38 protein-coding genes are annotated in these 21,219 nt (G+C 38.0%); 13 read left to right on the forward strand and 25 right to left on the reverse strand.

The genetic code is table 11. The features are described 5' to 3' along the window. From G6554_RS02510 to G6554_RS02625, 23 genes are all read right to left on the reverse strand, one after another. Positions 1–183: a hypothetical protein gene (locus G6554_RS02510; protein WP_166238439.1), complete on the reverse strand. Its 183-nt coding sequence runs from the start codon at positions 181–183 to the stop codon at positions 1–3. Beyond that, positions 173–559: a YopX family protein gene (locus G6554_RS02515; RefSeq protein ID WP_166238441.1), complete on the reverse strand. Its 387-nt coding sequence runs from the start codon at positions 557–559 to the stop codon at positions 173–175. The genes G6554_RS02510 and G6554_RS02515 overlap by 11 nt, the downstream gene beginning before the upstream one ends. After that, positions 559–1,086: a dUTP diphosphatase gene (locus tag G6554_RS02520; RefSeq protein WP_166238443.1), complete on the reverse strand. Its 528-nt coding sequence runs from the start codon at positions 1,084–1,086 to the stop codon at positions 559–561. The genes G6554_RS02515 and G6554_RS02520 overlap by 1 nt, the downstream gene beginning before the upstream one ends. Then, the gene (locus G6554_RS02525) at positions 1,083–1,328 is read right to left on the reverse strand and encodes a hypothetical protein (RefSeq protein ID WP_166238445.1); all 246 of its coding nucleotides are present in this window, start codon (positions 1,326–1,328) and stop codon (positions 1,083–1,085) included. Before G6554_RS02525 ends, G6554_RS02520 begins: the two co-directional genes overlap by 4 nt. Continuing rightward, positions 1,328–1,531, reverse strand: a complete 204-nt coding sequence (locus G6554_RS02530; RefSeq protein WP_207627514.1) for a hypothetical protein — start codon at positions 1,529–1,531, stop codon at positions 1,328–1,330. The genes G6554_RS02525 and G6554_RS02530 overlap by 1 nt, the downstream gene beginning before the upstream one ends. 50 nt (positions 1,532–1,581) lie before the next feature. Continuing rightward, entirely contained in the window at positions 1,582–2,397 is an 816-nt protein-coding gene (locus G6554_RS02535; protein ID WP_166238447.1) for a DNA adenine methylase, read from the reverse strand. Between the two features lie 234 nt (positions 2,398–2,631). Beyond that, on the reverse strand, positions 2,632–2,955 hold the full coding sequence (locus G6554_RS02540) for a hypothetical protein (RefSeq protein ID WP_166238449.1): 324 nt from the start codon (positions 2,953–2,955) through the stop codon (positions 2,632–2,634). Then, positions 2,952–3,293 carry a hypothetical protein gene (locus G6554_RS02545; protein WP_166238451.1) on the reverse strand — a complete coding sequence of 114 codons (342 nt, stop codon included), beginning with the start codon at positions 3,291–3,293 and terminating at the stop codon, positions 2,952–2,954. The genes G6554_RS02540 and G6554_RS02545 overlap by 4 nt, the downstream gene beginning before the upstream one ends. Further along, complete coding sequence (locus G6554_RS02550) at positions 3,286–3,540, reverse strand: hypothetical protein (protein WP_166238453.1); 255 nt, start codon at positions 3,538–3,540, stop codon at positions 3,286–3,288. Before G6554_RS02550 ends, G6554_RS02545 begins: the two co-directional genes overlap by 8 nt. 28 nt (positions 3,541–3,568) lie before the next feature. Continuing rightward, entirely contained in the window at positions 3,569–4,354 is a 786-nt protein-coding gene (locus tag G6554_RS02555) for a DnaA ATPase domain-containing protein (RefSeq protein ID WP_166238455.1), read from the reverse strand. Next, the gene (locus G6554_RS25665; protein ID WP_207342965.1) at positions 4,323–5,369 is read right to left on the reverse strand and encodes a conserved phage C-terminal domain-containing protein; all 1,047 of its coding nucleotides are present in this window, start codon (positions 5,367–5,369) and stop codon (positions 4,323–4,325) included. Before G6554_RS25665 ends, G6554_RS02555 begins: the two co-directional genes overlap by 32 nt. 92 nt (positions 5,370–5,461) lie before the next feature. Then, positions 5,462–5,638 carry a hypothetical protein gene (locus tag G6554_RS02570; protein ID WP_166238457.1) on the reverse strand — a complete coding sequence of 59 codons (177 nt, stop codon included), beginning with the start codon at positions 5,636–5,638 and terminating at the stop codon, positions 5,462–5,464. A gap of 100 nt (positions 5,639–5,738) precedes the next feature. Next, the gene (locus G6554_RS02575; RefSeq protein WP_166238459.1) at positions 5,739–5,942 is read right to left on the reverse strand and encodes a hypothetical protein; all 204 of its coding nucleotides are present in this window, start codon (positions 5,940–5,942) and stop codon (positions 5,739–5,741) included. 10 nt (positions 5,943–5,952) lie between these two features. After that, complete coding sequence (locus G6554_RS02580) at positions 5,953–6,654, reverse strand: MBL fold metallo-hydrolase (protein WP_166238461.1); 702 nt, start codon at positions 6,652–6,654, stop codon at positions 5,953–5,955. Then, positions 6,654–7,541, reverse strand: coding sequence for a recombinase RecT (locus tag G6554_RS02585; protein ID WP_166238463.1), 888 nt, complete (start codon positions 7,539–7,541; stop codon positions 6,654–6,656). Before G6554_RS02585 ends, G6554_RS02580 begins: the two co-directional genes overlap by 1 nt. Continuing rightward, positions 7,534–7,716 (reverse strand): hypothetical protein, encoded by a 183-nt coding sequence (locus G6554_RS02590; protein ID WP_166238465.1) that lies wholly within the window; start codon positions 7,714–7,716, stop codon positions 7,534–7,536. Before G6554_RS02590 ends, G6554_RS02585 begins: the two co-directional genes overlap by 8 nt. Then, positions 7,716–9,698 carry an AAA family ATPase gene (locus G6554_RS02595; RefSeq protein ID WP_166238467.1) on the reverse strand — a complete coding sequence of 661 codons (1,983 nt, stop codon included), beginning with the start codon at positions 9,696–9,698 and terminating at the stop codon, positions 7,716–7,718. Before G6554_RS02595 ends, G6554_RS02590 begins: the two co-directional genes overlap by 1 nt. Then, a complete protein-coding gene (locus G6554_RS02600; protein ID WP_166238469.1) occupies positions 9,695–10,000 on the reverse strand; it encodes a hypothetical protein in 306 nt (101 codons plus the stop codon). Before G6554_RS02600 ends, G6554_RS02595 begins: the two co-directional genes overlap by 4 nt. 107 nt (positions 10,001–10,107) lie before the next feature. After that, complete coding sequence (locus G6554_RS02605) at positions 10,108–10,341, reverse strand: YqaI family protein (RefSeq protein WP_166238471.1); 234 nt, start codon at positions 10,339–10,341, stop codon at positions 10,108–10,110. 55 nt (positions 10,342–10,396) lie between these two features. Then, positions 10,397–10,576, reverse strand: a complete 180-nt coding sequence (locus tag G6554_RS02610) for a hypothetical protein (protein WP_166238473.1) — start codon at positions 10,574–10,576, stop codon at positions 10,397–10,399. Positions 10,577–10,608: 32 nt separating this feature from the next. Continuing rightward, complete coding sequence (locus tag G6554_RS02615) at positions 10,609–10,764, reverse strand: hypothetical protein (protein ID WP_166238475.1); 156 nt, start codon at positions 10,762–10,764, stop codon at positions 10,609–10,611. A gap of 121 nt (positions 10,765–10,885) precedes the next feature. Continuing rightward, entirely contained in the window at positions 10,886–11,557 is a 672-nt protein-coding gene (locus G6554_RS02620; RefSeq protein WP_166238477.1) for a Rha family transcriptional regulator, read from the reverse strand. 161 nt (positions 11,558–11,718) lie between these two features. After that, the gene (locus G6554_RS02625) at positions 11,719–11,910 is read right to left on the reverse strand and encodes a helix-turn-helix domain-containing protein (RefSeq protein WP_207627494.1); all 192 of its coding nucleotides are present in this window, start codon (positions 11,908–11,910) and stop codon (positions 11,719–11,721) included. A gap of 222 nt (positions 11,911–12,132) precedes the next feature. Between G6554_RS02625 and G6554_RS02630 the strand changes: the two genes are divergently transcribed. The 13 genes from G6554_RS02630 to G6554_RS02685 all read left to right on the forward strand — a co-directional run bounded on the left by G6554_RS02630 (position 12,133) and on the right by G6554_RS02685 (position 19,178). Next, positions 12,133–12,465 carry a helix-turn-helix domain-containing protein gene (locus G6554_RS02630; RefSeq protein ID WP_166238479.1) on the forward strand — a complete coding sequence of 111 codons (333 nt, stop codon included), beginning with the start codon at positions 12,133–12,135 and terminating at the stop codon, positions 12,463–12,465. Between the two features lie 188 nt (positions 12,466–12,653). Further along, positions 12,654–12,782 carry a hypothetical protein gene (locus tag G6554_RS25945; RefSeq protein ID WP_278187239.1) on the forward strand — a complete coding sequence of 43 codons (129 nt, stop codon included), beginning with the start codon at positions 12,654–12,656 and terminating at the stop codon, positions 12,780–12,782. A gap of 109 nt (positions 12,783–12,891) precedes the next feature. Further along, positions 12,892–14,346: a recombinase family protein gene (locus G6554_RS02635; protein WP_166238481.1), complete on the forward strand. Its 1,455-nt coding sequence runs from the start codon at positions 12,892–12,894 to the stop codon at positions 14,344–14,346. 50 nt (positions 14,347–14,396) lie between these two features. Further along, positions 14,397–14,753 (forward strand): ATPase, T2SS/T4P/T4SS family, encoded by a 357-nt coding sequence (locus G6554_RS02640; protein ID WP_481747893.1) that lies wholly within the window; start codon positions 14,397–14,399, stop codon positions 14,751–14,753. Continuing rightward, positions 14,695–15,771, forward strand: coding sequence for a competence type IV pilus assembly protein ComGB (comGB, locus tag G6554_RS02645; protein WP_347564273.1), 1,077 nt, complete (start codon positions 14,695–14,697; stop codon positions 15,769–15,771). Before G6554_RS02640 ends, comGB begins: the two co-directional genes overlap by 59 nt. Positions 15,772–15,791: 20 nt before the next feature. Beyond that, positions 15,792–16,109 (forward strand): competence type IV pilus major pilin ComGC, encoded by a 318-nt coding sequence (gene comGC, locus G6554_RS02650; protein ID WP_166238483.1) that lies wholly within the window; start codon positions 15,792–15,794, stop codon positions 16,107–16,109. After that, on the forward strand, positions 16,109–16,549 hold the full coding sequence (gene comGD, locus G6554_RS02655; protein WP_166238485.1) for a competence type IV pilus minor pilin ComGD: 441 nt from the start codon (positions 16,109–16,111) through the stop codon (positions 16,547–16,549). Before comGC ends, comGD begins: the two co-directional genes overlap by 1 nt. Positions 16,550–16,559: 10 nt before the next feature. After that, positions 16,560–16,871, forward strand: a complete 312-nt coding sequence (locus G6554_RS02660; RefSeq protein ID WP_166238487.1) for a hypothetical protein — start codon at positions 16,560–16,562, stop codon at positions 16,869–16,871. Beyond that, entirely contained in the window at positions 16,828–17,295 is a 468-nt protein-coding gene (gene comGF, locus G6554_RS02665) for a competence type IV pilus minor pilin ComGF (protein WP_242637752.1), read from the forward strand. Before G6554_RS02660 ends, comGF begins: the two co-directional genes overlap by 44 nt. Further along, on the forward strand, positions 17,292–17,675 hold the full coding sequence (comGG, locus tag G6554_RS02670; RefSeq protein WP_166238489.1) for a competence type IV pilus minor pilin ComGG: 384 nt from the start codon (positions 17,292–17,294) through the stop codon (positions 17,673–17,675). Before comGF ends, comGG begins: the two co-directional genes overlap by 4 nt. A 61-nt stretch (positions 17,676–17,736) precedes the next feature. Further along, a complete protein-coding gene (locus G6554_RS02675; RefSeq protein WP_166238491.1) occupies positions 17,737–17,922 on the forward strand; it encodes a YqzE family protein in 186 nt (61 codons plus the stop codon). Positions 17,923–18,152: 230 nt separating this feature from the next. Further along, positions 18,153–18,851 (forward strand): helix-turn-helix transcriptional regulator, encoded by a 699-nt coding sequence (locus tag G6554_RS02680; protein WP_166238493.1) that lies wholly within the window; start codon positions 18,153–18,155, stop codon positions 18,849–18,851. An 84-nt stretch (positions 18,852–18,935) separates the two neighbouring features. After that, a complete protein-coding gene (locus tag G6554_RS02685; RefSeq protein ID WP_066385429.1) occupies positions 18,936–19,178 on the forward strand; it encodes a DUF2626 domain-containing protein in 243 nt (80 codons plus the stop codon). 30 nt (positions 19,179–19,208) lie between these two features. On the opposite strand, the gene G6554_RS02690 is transcribed toward G6554_RS02685, so the two are convergent. Both G6554_RS02690 and G6554_RS02695 read right to left on the reverse strand, forming a co-directional pair. Beyond that, positions 19,209–20,300 (reverse strand): class I SAM-dependent methyltransferase, encoded by a 1,092-nt coding sequence (locus tag G6554_RS02690; protein WP_166238495.1) that lies wholly within the window; start codon positions 20,298–20,300, stop codon positions 19,209–19,211. 164 nt (positions 20,301–20,464) lie between these two features. After that, positions 20,465–21,100, reverse strand: a complete 636-nt coding sequence (locus G6554_RS02695) for an MBL fold metallo-hydrolase (RefSeq protein ID WP_166238497.1) — start codon at positions 21,098–21,100, stop codon at positions 20,465–20,467. Positions 21,101–21,219 lie beyond the last annotated feature (119 nt).

A 21,219-nucleotide genomic window follows, 5' to 3' on the forward strand; every position in this document is an offset into this window, starting at 1 on the left:
CTAATTCACCCGATACACTTTATTGGTATAAGCCGCCTTATGCTTCAAATTCGATACCTGACGGCTAATTTGTTTTTCTTTTCTGCTTTGGAGCTGAATGATTGCCTGCTGTTTATAATGATCAGGACAATCCTCTGACAAAATGGTTAATAGTTGTTGGTTTGTTGCTTTCTTAAAGTCCATCGGATTCACCAAGCAACTCTGGATTTTCGTAAATGTTGCCGATGACAGCACTTCTAAAATGAACGTTTACAAGTAAATTTTCATCACCAGCCATAAAACAAGCCCGATGATAAATTACAGTTTCGCCCCAACCATTCCCTAGTTCTTCATCGTCGAAGATATAAATAATATCCCCTTCATAAATCTCCTTACCGTTCTTGTCTTTTAAGCCGGTGTATTGCATTAGTTCAAAATCTGACAACCTTAATTGTCTATAGCCCCGGTCAACTGTATAAACACCTAAAACCTTGGTTTCTAAGTTAATGCTTTCAAGTGACTGAGTATACATTTTCTCTTTTGGTTTATACCAAGCCCGAAACTTAATCTCCCTGCCCATCAATATCCGTCCTCCTGTCTAGCGTGATTCTTTTCATTTTTAGTAATATAAGCCGCTTCGACCTCGTCCCAACTTAGCCCAAGCATTTCAGCAAGCCCCACATAAGCCGACCACGCTTCCGAATAACACTTAGGGGTAAAATACACATACATGAGACTAAAGACGCTGTATAGGTCTAAAAACTGTTCTGTGAGTGTGTGTTTTTTAATTGGCTTGATGTTTAATTCTTCGATGCTGTTTTCTAAGCCGATGGATAATAAGAAGTGGATACCGTCCACATACTCTTCAAGAAGTGGGTTATAAGGCTCACCGAAACTATTTAACGTTGTTCTGTAACCACTTGTTTTAGGCCTATGGTCCTTACTCCAAAACTTAAAGAACCTCGCCTCGTTTGCCAGCTCTCCCAATTCCACTAAAAGAGCAAGAACCTTTTTATCATGTCGGCTTTCCCCTTCTAACCGCGGGTGACTTTCCTCTATGTGTGCATCCAATTCCGACTGCAATAAAAACAATTTTGCTAAATTCAAACTAATTCTCCCCTCAGCCCAGTCGCCCGGGCCGCTATTTTATCTTCCCTTGCTAAGTGCATAATCGCTAAAATCACCTCATCTGGATCCCGGTCAAAGTGCCGAGAGATTTCCTCGACACTTACACCGCTTGTCCACATAGTGGTTAGTTCTTTTAATTCATGCTTGTCCCACACATAATTCAGTTCCTCTAAGACAATAATTCTGTTTTTTCTTGCTGCTATAGTTAAGTCGATTGGCATTAAAACCACTTCTCTTCGCTGTTTTCCGCATCGATTTCTCGGAATGCAGATAATACATATTCGTAATGGGCTTCCTCTAGGTCTAAATCCGTTATTTTCCTGCCTAACTGCGAGTGTGTGACCCCTAATTCACTCAAACTAGTAATATAAAAATGTAGTAATTTATCATGGTGAAGTTTCGATTTTATGTCAGAATATTTCATTTCTCCACCTCGTTTTTTTAATACGGAATATGTTTCGAAATGCGTCGTAACTAAAATAGCTGTAACTGGTCATTTTCAATTTTATAATTCATCAATAATATTTCTTCTGTCTCAGCTTCAACGTTCGAAATACCAACAATTTGTTTATGGGCTTTAAATGATTCTATATTCCATCCTTGATAACATTCTTCAATTAATTGATGATGATAATACGAAATAATCACTTTACCCCTAACACGATTTAACATTCTGGCCAGTTCCCTGTGATCTTCTTCTGTGAACCCACCAGCATAATATTTTTCCCTTCCTACATACGGTGGATCAACGTAGAACAACGCATCTGGCGAGTCATATTTCTCTATGATCTGTTTATAATCAAGGTTTTCAATCAATACACCTTTCATCCGGTCTGCAAATGATTCAATTACATCACAAGCAGATAAATAACCATTTGAAGGGCTTTGACCACTTAGCGTGCTGTGCCTCCATCCTGTTTGAGGCCGTTCTTCTGCATTGCCCTTCGAAATTCCACATCGATTTAAGTAAAAGAACCTGACAGCTTTTTCGAATGGATCTCGAGGTAATTCTTCTCTTTTCCATTGTTCGTACAATGCTCTGCTGTAAGGTAAAGCAGAAACACGTTTAGCTAGTCTTTCCTTTTGGTCAATCGCTTGTAAGATAAAATTAACCACCAAATTATCAATATCGTTATAAACCTCAAAATTGATTTTTCCCTTTTGAGCAATAACGTGGGCAGCTCCACCAAATGGTTCAATGTATTTCTTATGAGTCGGCATTTTGCTGATAATATATTCAGCATATTTTGATTTTCCGCCGAACCATATTAAAGGTGATCTGACCTTCATTTCTCACCCTCCTTACGACAGATTTTGGTTCAACTCTTGCTTATCGAATAACAACTACTACATAACCCTGGCACCGCGAATCAATTTGGTTTTCCACACTTATGACAAATCACCGACAGTGTTTTCCATTTAGCCTTGCACCGTGGGCATTTTAGATGGACGTAAATGCCTAACGTGTTGTACCGGATGACGTGACCGGTTTCGCCGCATTTTGGGCAATTTAGGACGGTGTTATCATTCATCAATTTCACCTTCATCCAATAACTGCATTAAAATTCCTTCTGCAAATTCCGCTGCTTCTTTTTCTTCGCTTGGAAGTAGGTCCCGGACATATCGCTTGCCCATTTTAAAAACCGCTAATTTTCGGATACACTCCCAAGCTTGTGCCCAGGTACCGACACCATATTTTTTATATAACGTATCTTTATATTTGTGATATAACTCCATCAATGCTTTGGATTCGTTACCTTGTGCGACTCTTAAATCCTTACCAGTTAATTCTTTTATGACCTCTGCTTTTAGATCAGCGAGAAGCAAACTACGTTCATCGTCCGTCACCCTGAAATCTCCCCTTTCATCTGTGCCAACTCCGTAGCAAGCTTTAAATTCTCCTCCGCCATTTCGAAAAATCGAATGGATCTGCTGTTCCGTTTCAGTTCCTTGTACTCAAGCGTGACCTTTTTCAATCGCTCAAGGAGGAGAGTTTCTTGGAGTTGGTAGGTTTCAATGTCATCAATGTAGCTTAATTCTTTGTTGTGGGCATCAGCTAGTTCTTTTTGTTGCTGTTCCACCTTTGTGATTAGCCATTTAATGTCACTAAAAGTAAGGCTTATTGGATAATCGTTATTGCATAAATCGTGTGAAAATGCTGTTTTTATTGCTTTCATTTCATCCATTCACCCCAACCCCCAATCTTTCCCCGATTTCACGGAACCATTCTTCATCCCCTGTTTCCACCGCTAAATGCTGCATAGCAAGCAAATCCTCCTGCTGGATATCGAGTGGAGCCAACCGAATTTGATGGTTAGCTCGGATGGCCGTCATTCCCCCGAATCTTGCTGTTACCCCGTCCGGCCATACGTGAAGCACTGTCCCTGTCAACCCATGTGCGCTTTCGATGATCCAATCGCCGCTTCTATACATTTCTCTCACCCCTAAAATTGAATATTACTTACCAGCCCTTCGTCCTAAAATCCTCACCAATCATTTTTATAGGCTTAGTACCTTTCATCATCCGACTAACAATCCTTCCCCCATGTGTACCGTACTTCTTAGCAAGACCCTCTGAGTCATAGTTGGTTGTGTAAATATTGGGTTTATCAACTCTTGAACCGATGATGGAAAAGAGTGTATCTACTGACCAGGACTCTTCCCCGTTCTTGCTTTTTACATATTCAGCCCCTAAATCATCTAAAATTAATAAGTCAGCTTCTTGGATATTTTTAAAAATTGTCATTTCAGATTCTTTATGATTTCCGTAAGTGCTCTGAATCTTTTTCATAAGCATTGGAGTATCAGAAAAAATAACCTTGAATCGTTTTTCTTTCAGTACCATTGCGATAGAGTGAGACAGATGGGATTTGCCAATCCCGTAATCCCCTTGGAATAAAAGTGAATTCCATTTCCCATCTGCGACTATTGCTCGAAAGTTATCTGCATACCATTTTGCTTTAGTTAAAGCATCCTGCTGTGACTCACTTTTAGGTTGGTAATTATCGAACCGGCAATCTTCTGTATCACTCGGTACTAATGAATTGTTGTAGAAGAAAGCTTCTGCAAGTGATTTATCTCGGAAATCTTCCATTTCTGATTTCAAAGCCAGGTTTTCGCAATTAAGACAGACACTTACTTCTTTTCCGTTTCTTTCAATGATTGGCACACTAACACCACAATCATCACAGATTCTTTGCCCGATTATTTTTAACCTAGAAGAGATTAGCGTACTTATGGGTTTCATCTTGTCCAGCTCCCTTGCCTTTCTGATTAAGGTACGCTTCAAACTTGGTACCGAATAAAGTTTCGGGGCGAAGGTATTTGCTCATATTTTCATCATTCAGCCATTCAGCCGTTTTTTTGTTGATAACCTGTTTAAAGTCTTCAAGAACAAACCCTTCATTCCAACGAGCCTTTATGAGATCCTTTGTTTTCTTGGATGATGCTTTGTAATTGGTTGAAGCTTTTTCATTGAGATAAGAAACGATTTCCGAAAAGGGTATATTATTATTCTTCTTTTCTTCTTCTCTTTCTTTTTCTTCTTCTTCTTCTTCTTCTTCCCCATTAAAAATCGATAGGGTATCACCTAAAATCGATAGTCTATCAAAATCATCTAAAGATAAGCCGTCTTGTGATAAATCATTCAGAAAACCTTGTCCAGCTGTAGGTCTTTTAGAATTACAACTTCTGCATAGTACCCTTAGGTTTGTCTCTGCGTTAGAGCCGCCCATAGCACGAGGGAAAATGTGATCTATAGTTAAATCATCTGTACTGCCGCATCTGAGACACTTTTTTTCATCTCGTTCGAAAATTTTAGCCGCAAGTATTCTTGGGATTTCGGATTTATTTGCCATCCTATAAAGTGCACCATCCTCATAACCCTGTTCTTTTAAAAATTCAAAAGCTATATCACGAAATGCCTTAGTTTTAACTTTTAACAATTCTTTTTTGATACAAGCAATCACTTTCGGACTGCTTGTGGTGTTATATTTTAGCCAATTGAGCAACATGATCTCTTTTGTTTTATCGTTATAAATCGCTTTTCCATAATCTATAAATCTTTGAAGGAGCTTGTCTACTGTCTCACGGTTATATCCTGTTTCTGTTTCAATAATTCTCTTTGGCAGTTCATAAATGCCGCACTGAGATGTTTTGCTGTTCGTCATGAGGTAAATATAGAAATACTTTTCCTCTGGCGTTAGATCAAGAACAAAACCATCCTGCCAAAACTCAACATGTACCTGTCTAAATTTAGCCATTTACTTTCACTTCCTTGCATAAATACTTGTCCATCGTGATATAGTAGTAATAAGTGTTTTTTTGTTTGAGCCTAACTGTTGGCGCAGTAGGCTTATTTTTTTGTTTCTTTATGGATTTCCATAAGAGCGTGCCACGTTTGATTCTTGATTTCATCCAGTAGTATAAAAGCTTCTCTAGGAGTTAATCCATCATCCTCGACCATTCCGAGTAATCCGGTAACTACAAAACCCACGTTGATGTTTTTTAAATCCAATTCAGGTCTGTTCAATTTTCCTCACCTCCCTATGATTCTCTTAAAAATTTATTCTTATTTTTCATCATCAAATTTCGCCATTTGGCTGAAAAGGAAGGAGGTTTTACCCTCCATATCATTCCGTTAAGATTTTATCTACAGTATCCCTGTGAATCATAATGGTGCGTTTATCACGATCACCGGTAACGATGTTCTGTGCTTCCTCTTCCTCAAATAGACCAGCTTGTGACAGAAATTGTGTATACCCGTGTCGATTCCGTTTCCAAAACCAAGTCCGTCCGGTTGAAATTGTCCTTTCGAGATCCATTAGGTAGTACATTTCATCCCTCCTAAGGAACAAACACCATTTTCCCGGTTAGCTCCTGTATTTCATTTTTGAATAGATCCGCATCCGAATTTGTATCAGATAGATGCAGCAACCAAATTTCCTGTACCTTTGATAAATCATTAGCTCTCATGAAATCCTTAACGTTCTCTAGGCTAAAATGGGAGCGCATGAGCCGTTTCTTTCTGCCTTTGTCGATTAATCCTTCGGCAACATTTTGATTAAGAACATCTATAGAGTAATTACACTCAACCATGAGGTGTGTGATCCCTTTAAATTTGTATCGGATAAAGTAGGTGTCAGTGGCAAACAATAATTTTTCACCCTTTTGATTGGCTAGAAGGAATCCAATCGGTTCAGAAACATCGTGCTCTACCTCAAAAGGAAGTATGGTCCATGTGCCTATCTGAAACTGCTCACGGGCTTTGACTGGTACCGCTCGATGATTGGCAATACTAAGCGCCCCAAACGTACCTAGCGAAGCGTATACGTCAATTCCAGCCTTCATGACATCTTTAATCGCCTTAACATGATCGTTATGCTCATGCGTGACTAAGCAGCCAGCAATCGATGACATTTTGAAATTCAATGCCCCTTGGATATCTTTGTATCGGATGCCACACTCCAAAAGGAGGGGAGTATTGCCATCAGTAATGTGATAGCAGTTCCCCGCGCTACTGGATGCCAAAGCTTTTATCTCGATCATTAGAATTCTAAGCCGTCAGCAGCTACTGCTTCATTCTGTGACTCGGGCTCTTGAATCTGTTCTTGCTGGTCCGGTCTTTCCTCAAATTCCACATCGATGATCTCACCGTTTGCGTTATTTTTGATTTCCTCTTCCAGCTGCGCCTCTTCCGCCGCGTCTTCGGCTCGATTAATATGCTGCATCACCAAACTACTGTCATCGGAAGAATTCATAAATTTCTTACAAGCACGATTTATCACGGTTTTCTTAGCCATTTCACCCCTGAATTCATCATGTGTAGTTCCTTTTTGCTCTGTATCTGACCCTTTAGACCAAAACTGTGCTTTGCTCCAAGCTTTTCGAATTTCGTCAATTGTCATTAGTTCGTGGTAAACCGTGCCGTCAGCCATAACAATCGTTGCATAAGCACCTAATATTTTTTCTTTATTGATGTTTCCAAATTTTTGCTTATGGGTAAGATTAGTGATACGGCCGTTAACCATTTCGTAGTCAACCTCGTCACCTTCATAAATGACAGCAGCATCAATGTCTTTTGCACTGGTTACTCGTTTGGTAACGGCCATGGTGCCAAAATAAGAACGTTGGAAGGTTAATTGCTTACCGTAAACGATGAAATATCCTTGCTTTTTAGCTGGGTTCAAACCTTGAACCACCATATCCAAAAGGGAATTCGCAATACTATCCTTCGTACATACTTCCAAAGCTGGTCTGTAGCCATCCTGTTTCCCCGTCTTAATAGTTTGAAGGAGAAGCCACGCTGATTTCATGGCATTCTCAGGGCTGTAGTTTGCTGGGAAATGAAGTTCGTTCTTTTCCTGAAATTCCTTTACCTTCATGGCTACTACATCCACTGTGTCTTTTTTAATCAATGCTAATTGATTACTCATGAGATTCACTCTCCTTGTTTACAGTTAGGGTAATATGCGATTCTTCTGAAAGTGAAAATACTGAGATATCCGTTCCATTATTTTTGAACTTTAAAATAGCTTGGGTTGCTGTTTCTGCAACAACTTCCCCTTCCCGCGTGATTTCTTTTACTTCTCTTACAATGAATTTTTTCATCAAACTGCCTCCTCAACCATATTTTCTATTTGCTCAACCCTTAAATCCTTATCCTGTTCGGAAACTACTAAGCTGATAATTTGTGTATTGGTATCAATCAATTTTGTGACCGCTTCCGCATTATCCACGAAAATTGGAGCAGAGAAACCGTAATGTTCGGATAGGGTATTGATGATATCCAAACCGACATTAATTTTTGCCGCGTTGTTAAGTCCTGAGGAGTAAGGAACCCCATCGAATAATGTCTCGCATACCTCTGTAATCCCGCCGTTGATTTGCTCTGAGAAAAGCTTGAATTTTGCGTATTTGAATTTACTATTGATCCGCTCTTCCAGAAGATTTACTTTGGTGCGAATAAATTCTTCCGTGAGGTAAAGTTCCTCTTCCAGTTTTTCGAATTCTCCAGCAAGTGTTTTTTGCTGTTGTTTCAATTCTTCAATCCGTGATTGTGATTGAGTAGCTACCGCAAATTTCCCTAGTTCCCCCTGAAGTTGATCACGTTTTGTTTTTAATTCAGCAACCTCACCATAAATCGATTGGATAGTTTGGTTCGCAGCGTCACGCAATTCTTTAATTTCAGTGACAATTGCATTCTTTCCAGTTAATTTAGCTGTATATTCTGGCACTTCTAAAATGTCTACGATAGTAGTCTGAACAGCTGTTAATTGGTCTTTTAAGCTCGTAAGTAAATCCTTTTTTGTTTGAAGCTGACTTTCGACTTTTTCAATTTCTTTATCAAATCCACCATTAGCATTTTGTAATTCAACTACTTTTGCTTTTGCGGACTTACCTTTCGCATTAATATTTTCAAGACTGTCTGATTTTGACTTATTAAACTGTGCCAAGGCTTTTTCCCTCGCCGTTTGCACTTGTTCCTCCGGAAGTGACTGACCGCATGTAGGGCACTCACAATCTGATTCATGGGTAAATTCCTTTGAATTGATTTCTGACCACTCTTTGCGTAATTGGTCCATACTATCGTTTAACGTTTTGATGCTAGATTGATTCATTTCTTTACGTTGCTTTAAGGTATCTACCTGTGACTGCATGATGGAATAATTTGATTTTTCTTCTTGAAAGCGCGTTTTAAGAGAAAATACTTTGTTGTTGGAACTTTCTTGGTGTTCCTGTTTAATCTGCAGCATGGCGATTTCAAGTTCTTGAATGGCTTTTTGCTTTTCAGAAATGGCGCTGCCATTCCGAATGTTATTGATTAATGTCATCTTTTCATCGATATCATCATTTAATTTGGATATCTGATTTTCTAATGCCTGTTTTTCACCTCCTGCCAGTGTAGGTAAGCTACGTTGAATTTCATCAATGCGTACCGGAAGCTTTTCAAGTTCTTTGTTGATTTCAGAACGACGAGCTGCTATGACTTTCCGATGGTCTTCAATGGAACGGCCGTTAAGAATTTCTTGAAGTTTGAAAAGTTCTTGTTTGGAAGAAATAACTTCCTCTGTTGAAATATCACCGCAAATTTCTAAAAGTGTTTTCCGGCGATCCTGCCATTTCACCTGTTCGTTAAAGTAAGATGGACTGGTAAGTAGTTTAAAAATATCCTCTTTGATAATGGAATCAACTTTCGCTTGGTATTCATTTTTCTTACTTGGCACCCCATCAATAAAATAATCTGTGGTGTGGCCGCTGAATTCCGCTGTTACTGACCCGCGCTTCTTTGTCCATTTCTCTTGGTATCTTTTTTTGAGTGTGAGAGGCGTTCCGTTATAAGAAAAGGAAGCCTCTACCTCATGTTCCAATCCATGAACTTCTTTCCCATCCACTAAGGTTTTAATGGAGAAATCCTTTTTGTTTTGGCTATCTTTATCGAATAAGAGCCAAACAAACGCATCAAACAAGGTAGTTTTTCCGGTTGCATTATCTCCGAATATGGCAGCATTAAGACCATCCAAAGTCATTGCGAAATATGGAATCCCTTTGAAATTTTTAATATTTAATCCCGTTAAAACTAAACGATTCATGCCAGTTCCTCCTGTAATTGAATGATTTGTTTTTTTATATTTTCTTTATGTTCTTCTTTTGAAAGTTCGTAAAAAACTGAAGCTCTTAGTCCTTTTGGGTTTGTGAGACATTCGAAATTAAATAATTGAATGTCTTTTGAGTGATAAACTTTTGCACCAGTTAATTCCGCCATACGATTAATAATTTCCTCTCCAATTGTTTTTGAAATAACACCATGGAAGGATAAATTCACATCTGCACCTTTTTCAATCGCCTCACGAATAATCGCTAACTTTTCATCGATGCTAATTTCTTTCATCATCGTTATTTCCTCCCAAATTTGTATTTGATATATCAGACGGGTTCCATTACAATGAGAGTAATGGTTTTGATTTGTCGTTGATTCGCCCTATTTGGTAGATAGGGCTTTTATTCTGCCGTTGTAAATTTGAAATTGCAGTATTCCAACAAATATCGTTCTAAATTTTCTGTGAGGATAACTTCTCCGTTGTCTTGATCGAATACAACGCTATCCCCTTCGAGAATTTCATCCCCGAACACATCGATTCCGTTGCATTCAGGTTGAGTGACTACGTTTTCGACACCGCTTAATTCTCTTGGATAACCAGTGCGATTAATTTCGCTGATTATTGGATGTTCCATTTTGTTTCACCTCCCTATTTTGTAATCGACAGAATACCATCGGAAGATGACAGTATTAAAATTCAAGTTCACATCTAAAAAAAGGTTCATCTTCTCGAATACCGTCTATTGTTTCAACGAAAACGTAAGAACAACAATTGAATTCTTTTGCTACATTCTCGGCACAAATAATTGATTCTTTAATATCAGTGAAATGATGTTCTTTATCAAGCCACGTAACAATGTAATATTTCATTGAGATTCACTCCATTATCATCGGAATCTGCATTAATCATCTACAACGCAAACATCTAATATCTGTGCAAAGTCTTCTCTGCCATCCATAAGTTTTTGTTTTGCTTTTTCAATCGCTTCCTCTTCATTACTGGCATCGATGGTTAAATTAATAACTTTCTCTACGGAAGCTGAAAGTTTAAATTCCATATCTTCAAACATCCTTTCTTACTTCGGAATTTTCTTCAACTCTTGCTCTTACGCATTTCCCCAATGACTACAGCGATAATTGTTGCAGCAAAAACGAGACAATAAATGGCGATGGGATTCATTAGGAAACTCTCCTCGGCACCCACGCCTCGATGTACCCAATAACAGATAGTAAATCTTTGCGCTTGATATCCCGGTAACTAGCAACCGCAAAACGGTCTCTTATTTCACGATGCAATTCCCGGAATCGCTGGGACCGTATGTCTTGGTTATTTTCTAATTCATAAACCCTATGACCAATGGCTCTTTGTACTCGACGTTGTTCGCCGTGGTCTAAGGTGATTTGTTGCTCCACCATGCCGCGGACTTCTTTAATTTCCTCTTTGACTACAGTGATTTCTTCGGCTGTTTCCAGTGATAATTTCATGGATGCCATAAGCTGCTCTTTTTCAGATAAAACACGAGGACCGCTTAACTGCTCCCGCATTTTCTTAAACGCTTGAATAAATTGAACTTTGAATTTCATTGCTTCGGGAGTGACATAAGCCATGGCAACTAATGTAAACGCGTCTTCCGTGAGATTAATTTTCCGATACTGTCTACCGCGTTCGTTTGTATAAGTTGACTCCTTAAAGTTTAGGAGTGAAAATTCTATTTCGTTCGCTTCCCCTAATTTCATAATTTGATTTTCAATATCTGAAATTACATTGTCATGACGTTTTCCGAAAACCTCCGAAACCGTTAACGAATCAGTAACAACTTGATCTTTTTCTACGAATACTAATTGTTCCATTTCTCCATCTCCCACTCCGACTAAACTTTTTTATTTTCTTTTTCTTGCATCTCTCGCTGAATTTTATCTGCGATGGGTTTGATTAAGATAAGTAACATTTTTTTGGCTTCTTTTGATGGCTGGTTCATGTTTTCTCCTCTCCTTTTAGCCAAAATGGCTTTTTATTGGTTAAAAAAAATTTCATCCATCGAGCAACCTAATATTTCAGCCGCTTTCATTGCCTTTGCGATGGGTAATTTTCTTTTACCATTTTCTACTCTGTTGTAGCTTTGGACCGTATATCCCAAGCGTTTAGCCATGTCTTGCTGTTGAATGCCCTTAGCTTCTCGAAGTCTTTTTAAATTTGTTGGCACTTTTTATCACCACCTTCATTTGCCCATATTGGCTAATTCCTACCTTCATTATAATTGCCCATATTGGCTAAGTCAATACTTTTTTTACCCTTTTTGGCTAATTAATTTTTATTTATTTAAAAAAAGTTTGATGATAAGTAAAATAGAAATTGGAATGTCTAAATTCCCTTTTAGTAATACAAACTTAATACATAAGTCGTGAATAGAGAGAGGAGGTATATCATGAATAGATATGGTTCCAAAATAAGAGAAATCAGAGAGAAAAATAAAGACACGCTAGAAGATCTAGCTAAGAAATTGGATACGCATTATACAACTGTTGGAAAATGGGAACGTGGGGAAAGAAAAATCACACCGGAACTATTAGAACAAATAGCCAATATATACGAGGTATCTGTTTCATTCTTTTTTGGAAAACAAATAACTCTACCAGATGAATTGAAGGCAGTAGGCGGAAAATGGGCAGCAACTATAAATAAATTGGAAGAACAAGAAATAACCCCCCAAGAACTAGAAGCTCTTTTAAACCTTTACAAAAAGATGAACAAGCAATAAAAAATTTCGACAAATCTTGCAAATGGTTTAACTCTACTACCAATAAAGTAGGACGTTTGCGGCGATTTTGTGTCGAAAATGGTTAAGTTTAGATAGTGATGAATTGGCTTACAATATTTATCGTTCAGATGTATAATGAAAATAGATAAATAAGGGAACGCACGTTCTTTAAATAGGGGGCAACAAGAATGAGAATTGTGGAATGTGAAGAATTAGCTGCTGGTAAGTCTGTTCGGATTGGCGATATTATTTTTGTTGGTACAAAAGGGGAGTATGAAAACAAAGAATTAGAAACAATTGGAGAAATAGCAGTATAAAAGGACTAACTTAAATGTTGGTTCTTTTTTTGTGGAAAAAATTAGTTTTGATGTTTAGTTGCCCATTTTGTACAATTGGATTAGCCAAAAAGAAAGAAGGACATCCAACATGAAAGTCGCAGCTTATATTCGAGTATCTACCACAGAACAAGCAGAAGAGGGCTATTCAATCGCCGCCCAACGAAACCGCTTAGAGGCATATGCCACCTCACAGGGGTGGGAAATTGTCGCTTGGTATGTAGACGAAGGGGAGAGCGCAAAAGACTTAAATAGAACCGATTTAAAGCGTATGTTGAACGGTATTGAACAAGAAATTTTTGATTGTGTGCTAGTTTACCGTCTTGATCGCTTAACTAGGTCTGTTTTGGATCTATATCAACTTTTAGAAAAATTCGAAAAACACAATGTGAAATTTAAGTCAGCTACAGAAGTATACGACACCACCACTGCAATAGGCCGACTATTTCTCACTCTTGTATCAGCATTGGCACAATGGGAAAGGGAGAATCTTGGGGAACGGGTCCGGATGGGAATGCAGCAAAAAGCAAAAGAAGGAAAATGGACGGTTAGTACTCCACCGCTTGGATATGATTCAGAGGAATCTAATTTAAAAATTAACCCTTCTGAAGCTGCTGTTGTAAAAGAAATATATTCCCTTTACTTAGCCGGTAATGGTATGCACAAAATCGCCAGAAATCTGAATGAACGAGGGCTTTATACAAAAAGCAATAAAGCTTGGTCGCAGAATACCGTACAATATATATTGACTAACCCTATTTACCATGGAACCACCAGGTACAATTATAGAGTGAATAAGGATCAGTATTTTGAAGTGGATGATGTAGTGCCGGTCATTATCCCTGATGAAGAATTTGAACTAACCCAACTAATGATTAATCAAAGGAAAAATGTTCATCCCCGGCAGGCTACTTCGAAATTCATTTTTAGCAAAGTATTAAAGTGTGCTCGGTGTGGGAAAACGCTGATAGGAAAAACATCACAATCCAAACGGGGAGATAAAACATATTACGCTTATAGCTATTATTGCCCGAATCGTCAACGTTCATTATGCGATTTACCGCTAATCAGTCAAAATTTATTCGAACAGAAATTTATTCAGATGACCGAGCAGTGGGATTTATATCAAGAAGCAAATGAACTTAATCAAAAAGAAGCTGCAGCCACTATTGAGGACCACACAGAAACCATTGAAACTTTAAAACAAGAATTGAAAGACATTGAGAAGCGCCGCTCGAAATGGCAATACGCTTGGGCGAATGAAATTATCACAGATAAAGACTTTCAAAAGAGGATGAACGAAGAATCTGAAAAAGAAAAATTGATTCAAAGTGAGTTAAAGGATCTGTCATACAAGGAAGAGTCAACTTCCCAAATTGGCGCCTCTATCGAATTGTGGACAAACCTCAAATTAAATTGGCAACATATGACCGATGAAACAAAGAAACAATTCATTTTAATTACTGTCAATTCCATGACGGTTGATAAAATAAACAAAGAGAAAACACCGGAATCAATCGGAATAAAAGAGGTTAGATTTAACTAACCTCTTTTTTTGTGCCTATTGTAACCACAAGTCATCTGGTACTATCCACAATGCATACTAGAGATGCCAAGGGTGCAGTATACCGGCTCCGTGAATTTGGTGCGAATTGGCTAGAGGTCGAGCAGACGTTAATTGCTGTCACAGCACAAAGGCTAGTAGAACTTACATGCCCATTTTGTGAAGGAGATTGTTCGCCGCTTTGTTACTCCTATGGAAGATGGAAAAGGGCGAGTGTGTTTGAGTTGTTAGCGGGAAGAAATTTACATTCAGCCATGAAGTTAGCTAAAGGGGAAAAAGTCGAATCACATTACAAAACACTTAGAGAAGTGATTAACAAGGGAATAGCCCTTGGATACATTCAAGAATCAGAATATGAACGGCTGGTGTACGATGATGAAGCCCCATAAATGGCAGACGAATGAACAAGCAAGTTTTTTGAAGAGAACGGGTGAATTACTGGAACGGGGGTATCCAATTGCGGAAGCGATTGAATCCATAGCATTACAACTACCAACCAAACGAAAGGAGGAATTATATGGTTGTTTAGTAGAGCTAAAAAAGGGCACGCCCTTTCATGAAATCTTAAACAATCTCAAGTTTAACAAAGATTTAATCGGCTATGTTTATTTTGCCGAGCAGCACGGGAGCTTTGCCGATGCATTGTTAGAGGGAAGTGACCTCGCTCTTTTAAAGGATCAGGATTTACGAAAGCTTCTAAAATTACTTCAATATCCGATGTTACTCATTTTTATTACAGGTGTACTATTTATTTTTATTGAAAACACATTGCTGCCAAGGTTTACAACGCTTTTTTCATCACTTGGTCTTGAAGCAAATTTTTTCACCAAGGTTATTTATGCTTTTGATCAATATTTTCCGATGGTCATCGGTGTAATGCTGACGCTTCTCTTCTTTACGGCAATCTATTATTTTCTTGTATTTCGAAAACTCTCCATCCTTCAACAAAGGTCTCAGCTTATTCGCATCCCCATTGTCGGCAGGATCCTCAAATTGCTGTTTACTCACTACTTTTCCATTCAACTCAGCTTTCTCTTATCCGGTGGAATTTCAGTCTCTGAAGCCTTATTACTTTTTGAAAAAAATCAAAGACAACCGTTTTACAGCAAAATAGCAGAAGAGATTAAAGTCAAGCTTGTTACAGGAGAAAAATTGGAAACGATTTTAGCTACCTTTTCATTTTTTGAAAGGGAGTTTCCAATGATTGTAAAACATGGCCAAGATAATGGGAAATTAGAACAGGAGTTATTATTTTTCAGCAAACACTGTGTCACCAATATGGAGGAAATGATGGAAAAGAGTTTAAAAACCATTCAGCCAATTCTTTATTTGTTTATTGGATTTCTCGTTGTCTCTATGTATTTAGCGATATTATTACCCATGTTCCATCTACTTGATGGAATATAAGAAAATGGAGGCTTAATAAAATGAAGAATAATGAAAAGGGTTTCACACTCATAGAAATGATGATTGTAATGCTCGTCATTTCAGTTTTGTTAATTATCACGATTCCGAACGTTGCCAAACACAATTCGAATATCAACAATAAAGGCTGTCAGGCATATGTAAAAATGGTCCAAGCCCAAGTTCAGGCGTATGAAATGGAACATAACAAGGTGCCCACCTTAGCGGAGCTGGAATCAGAGAATTATTTAAACGATGCCAAAGGTTGTCCGAATGGTGATACCGTTAAAATTGATACCGATGGAACCGTCACATCAGTTGCAAAAGTAACGAATTCATAATGAGTCAAAACCAAAAAGGCTTTACCTTAATTGAGTCTCTATTAGTTCTCACCATCTTTATGATTATTTCCTCAATTACAGTTTTCTCCTTAAAGCCCCAGCACTCTGTAATGGAAGATGAGGCATTTATCACTCAACTACAGGCAGATCTGCTCTATTCACAGCAATATGCGATTTCCCATCAACATGAGGTGTCCGTTGTGTTTATGCAAAATGAATATCGCTATTATATGCTTGAGCAATCTGGAAAGCCGCCGATTATCGACAGAGATTACTCAACAAATATCAATCTTAGGGAAGGTACCATCCCCTTATATTTCAAATTCTTAGGTGACGGAGATGTAAATAAATTTGGTTCCTTTACCATCTATACGAAAAGGAAGAGCTATCAACTAACCATTTTAATTGGAGAGGGAAGGTTTTATGTTAAGGAGCAATAAGGGATTTTTTTTGTTAGAACTATTGCTTTCATTGTCAGCCTTGTTAATGCTAAGCCTTTATTTACTACCCTTATTAATGGGGCTGAGAGACCAATCCAGGAAATTGGAAATTGAAAATTCAGCACGTAAGCTAATGTACGAAGAACTACAAGCAAAATTACTCGATAGTCAAACATATAATGATTACACCATCCTACGAAATAAAGTAGAATATAAAATCATCTGGAATGACACGGAATCGGGCGCTCAAAAGGTGGTGTGTGTAAAAGTTGAAAAAAATGCATTCATGTCCGAATCCAAAGTTTGTGGTGTCCTTGAATGAAAAAGCCTTTACCCTTATCGAAGTACTCATCGCATTTTCTATCTTTTCAACCATCATTTTCTTTATGGCACCTATTTTTCAAATCATCCTAAATACAAAAGCTAATGATGCTGAATTGCAGTCAATGGAGTGGGAGGTTTTTTGCAGCCAAGTAAAAAAAGAGATACGGCTTGCCACAAGTGCCACTGTTGTCTCGGACCGATTAATCCTTGATAAGGATACTGAAACGGTTCAATATGAGAAGTACGGGTCGAATCTTAGAAGACGCGTGAATTCAACTGGTCATGAAATTATCCTTCAAAACGTATCACAGGTCACCTTTTTAGTCATCAACAACATAGTTAAGATTACAGTTACGGATAGTTGGGGAAAAGAATACGGTGTGACATGCTACCCATTAGTGAATAGGAGTTCGGGTACATGAAAAATAATGAACAAGGATTTACCTATCCGCTAGTGTTATGCTTACTCATCATTTTTCTATTATTTTTCTCTATGCAAATGGAACAATTACAAACGGAAAGAAAAATGGCTCACGAAACGGCAATGATCCACCAAGAAGAATATTATTTACTTTCATCAGTAAAGAAAATCGAATGGCAGTTTCAAACTAGTGGAACTATTTCCACCAAGGGAACTATTATCTATAAAAATGGAACTATGAACTATCAAGCTGATCCTCCATCAGGGTTTGTCCAAAAGGTTAATTTCTCACTCAGTCTCAAATCCGGTGAATCGATCTTCGGCCGTGGACTTTTTGATACAAGATCAAAAAAACTCGTCAAATGGGTAGAAGTGAATTAAGCAGTTTTGAAAAAGTAAAACGTGGACATACTTTTAGTGTATTAAAAAGGCAGGTGTGTCCATGAAAACAAATGATTACGTAAAATACATGACCCAAACCATCGTAAAATATGCCGATCAGCCGAAAGATGAACGTAAACGACTTCGAAAAGAGAAAAAACAAACAAGAGCTGATTTTTGGTATCGATGGTTTGGGATTCTCCCTTATATCCTTTATACAGAAGTGAAAAAAAGACTTAAGCTCTAAGAAGCAGATTCTATATCGGCTTCTTTTTTTTGCCACAATTCCCAATAACCCTTCGCTTGACGAAACGCAATTCTTTATTAAAACCACTATCTTTCTAATATTGTTACAATATAAAGTCCGTAATTGTGAACATTTTCTAAACATATAGTGCTAAACTTGTTAACCTCATTCCCTTGTTATAATTGCTGTATTATAATGGAATAAATTATGGGGGCCAGAGGTGAATAGAGATGGAACAAACATTAAAAATAACAAACGTCTTGTCAGATCCAACACGATACTACATTTATCAATACATTACCAAACGTCATCAAGAAGTGACCGTCCAAGAAGTAGCTGAAAATTTTAATATTCATCCCAATGTGGCGAGACTGCATTTATCAAAGTTAGAAGATGTTAACATGTTAGTGTCAGAAACAAAAAAAACAGGGAAAGGTGGTCGCCCAAGCCGACTATATCGTTTATCCGATGATGTCATTCAGCTCCACTTCCCATACCGTGACTACATGCTTTTGGCCAAAGTGGCCATTCAGACGATGATCTCCCTTGGAGAGGTCGGGAAACAAGCACTATTCTTAACCGGGAAACGATTTGGTACGGAAATGATTGAGCAGGAAATGGCAAAAAGATCTTTTGGTGAAGAATTAGAATTTGACCAAAAGCTAACAATATTAAAAAGTGCCGCAACATTAGCTGGTTTTTACCCGGAATTCGAAGCAAATGGCGATAAAACTAAAATTTATTTTCAGATTTTCAACTGCCCTTTTAAAGAGGTAGCAGAAGAACATACTGAAACAGTTTGCAATATGCATCATCAATTTTTGAAGGGGATGTTCGGTGCACTTTTCGAAACGGTTGAATTAATTGAAAAAGAAAACATGATTTCCGGGTGTGATACATGCTCATATCAAGCACTTGTAACAAACTAATTCGAAACCATTATTTACATTGTACCTCCTTTTACATTATAATATTGTAATGATGGTATCGATGGGGTAAAAGGAGGGATACATATGGATCGCATGTTCAGAGTTTGTGGTTTCTGGACGGGCATTTTTACCGTAATGTTTTATCTAGGTGATATGGATAAAACTGCAATGTTATTTTTAGCTCAAACAGGATTCTTTGTACTGCTAAGCTACCTAAAGCTGTCTGAGCGTATGTATTTGCATATTTTCGCAGCATATTTAACGATTTTTTTCGCTGGCTTCACGTATTGGACTACATTCATGATGCCGCTTGGCGGAGGACATTGAGAAAAAGCCGGAGTAAAGCTCCGGCTTTTTTTATTCTGTAAACAGATCACTTTCACTTAATTGCAATCCTTTTTGTTGCACAATTATATGAAAATAAGAACTCATCCCAGAGGGCATAACTAAACTTCGTATCGCTCGATTGCGCTTGCTTACCTCTGAAAATGGATTCGGATCATAATGATTTTCTAATTCCTTCAGAATCCCGGCCTTCAATAAAAATTCATCCTGCCTTAGCTTGGTTAATAAATGTAATCCCACTTGCGCACCTTTTTGAATGAGGGAGTCAAAATGAATATGCGTTGTAATATCCATTTCCCCAGGATGCTGCAAGACATCATGAATCATCGTATGTTGATAATATCCTCTCAGGCTCCCTTCCGCCCTCCGTGGATCCATCCATTCGTCATTCGTGTAACCGTAATCAGCCGTCACAACTATACCATTGGCTAACACGGTTGCTATTTCTTGAATCACCTTCTCCATTGGCAACGGAATTTCAATCCGCTGTTTTTCTTTTAAATTAATTTTACCCACTTCTAAAAATGACAGAATTTCGGGATTCGTTAACGGAAGTTTCATCTCGTACAATCCATTATTTTCAGCTCCAACCATTACTTCAAAAAGTTTTCCATCTATTTTTTCAATCACATGAACGGGAAGGGCATCAAAAAGTTCATTTGAGAAAATCATCCCTTCAAAATGATCTATTTCACTTAGACTCCCAACTTGAACAACAGAATGTTCAGGAAGCAGCATTTCCTGTTGTAATTTTAGATGATATGGGCTGCTTTCCACAATAATATATTGTAAGGAAGTTTTAATTGAATCATTCCACTCCTGCAAAAATGCCTTTGCGAAGCGTCCGTTTCCTGCTCCAATTTCACAAAATACCGCAGGCAGACTTGTTGTTTGACAGATATGGGAAAACCATTTTGCTACTAGCCTTCCATATACATCCGAAATATTGCTAGTCGTAATGAAGTCCCCTTGGCGGCCAATTTTCTGCTTTTCCTTCATATAATAGCCAAATTTCGGATGATAAAGAACAGCCTCCATATAGTCTGCATAAGTGATAAACCCATTTTTAGAATTTGAAATTAACTTTTGTAAATATGTAATCATCTTGACTCCTTTTCAATTAACACTATTGACATAGTGTTAACTTTGTTATATTGTTAGGATAGTAGCTTAACAATATCCCCTCCCATTATAAGAAAAAAGAACATCCCCTAGAAAGACCCTTCTCATCGGTGAGAAGGGTCTTTCTATTTATGGTTTAAAAAATATTAAAAACCATTCAAAAATGGATTGCTATCCATTTCCTCCCCAATTGTAGTCACGGCGCCATGACCGGACAGGACATAGGTTTCTTCAGGCAACGTTAACAGCTTGTCATGAATGCTTTTTAATAACTGGGCGTTATTACCTCCGGGAAGATCTGTTCTCCCAATACTGCCCTGAAATAAGGCGTCACCGGAGATGACAAACCCATCCTTCTCAAAATAAAAAGAAACACTGCCAGGCGAATGTCCGGGTGTATGCGAAACATCAAACTCAAAATCCCCTATTTTCATTGTGCCTTCGTTTTTGATGATGTGATCAGCAGGATTTACACGAATAGGTTCAACATGCATAAACATTTGTGAACCGTTTAATGCGGGATCACCCAGCCACTTTTCTTCTTGCTTATGAACGTATACAGGAATTTTATATGCCTCTCTTACCACATTGACCGCACCTATATGATCAAAATGAGCATGCGTTAAAATTATCGCAACGGGCTTTAATTTTCTCTCCTGCAATAAATGAATCAATTTATTTCCTTCTCCGCCTGGATCAAAAATTAAACATGTTCGGTCAGAATTTTCAACTAGATAACAATTTGTTTGCAATGCCCCTAAGGGAATTTGCTGCCATTTCATAAAAAAGGTCCTCCAATGCAATGTCATAGGTTTATTTTACCTCATAACCTGTGGACAAGGAAATCACTGATCTGATATTGCACTATTTTTGCTCTCGACAAATCCAATAAAAGAATATA

Origin of the sequence: Bacillus sp. MM2020_4, assembly GCF_011250555.1 — a bacterium.
Lineage (GTDB): Bacteria > Bacillota > Bacilli > Bacillales > Cytobacillaceae > Neobacillus.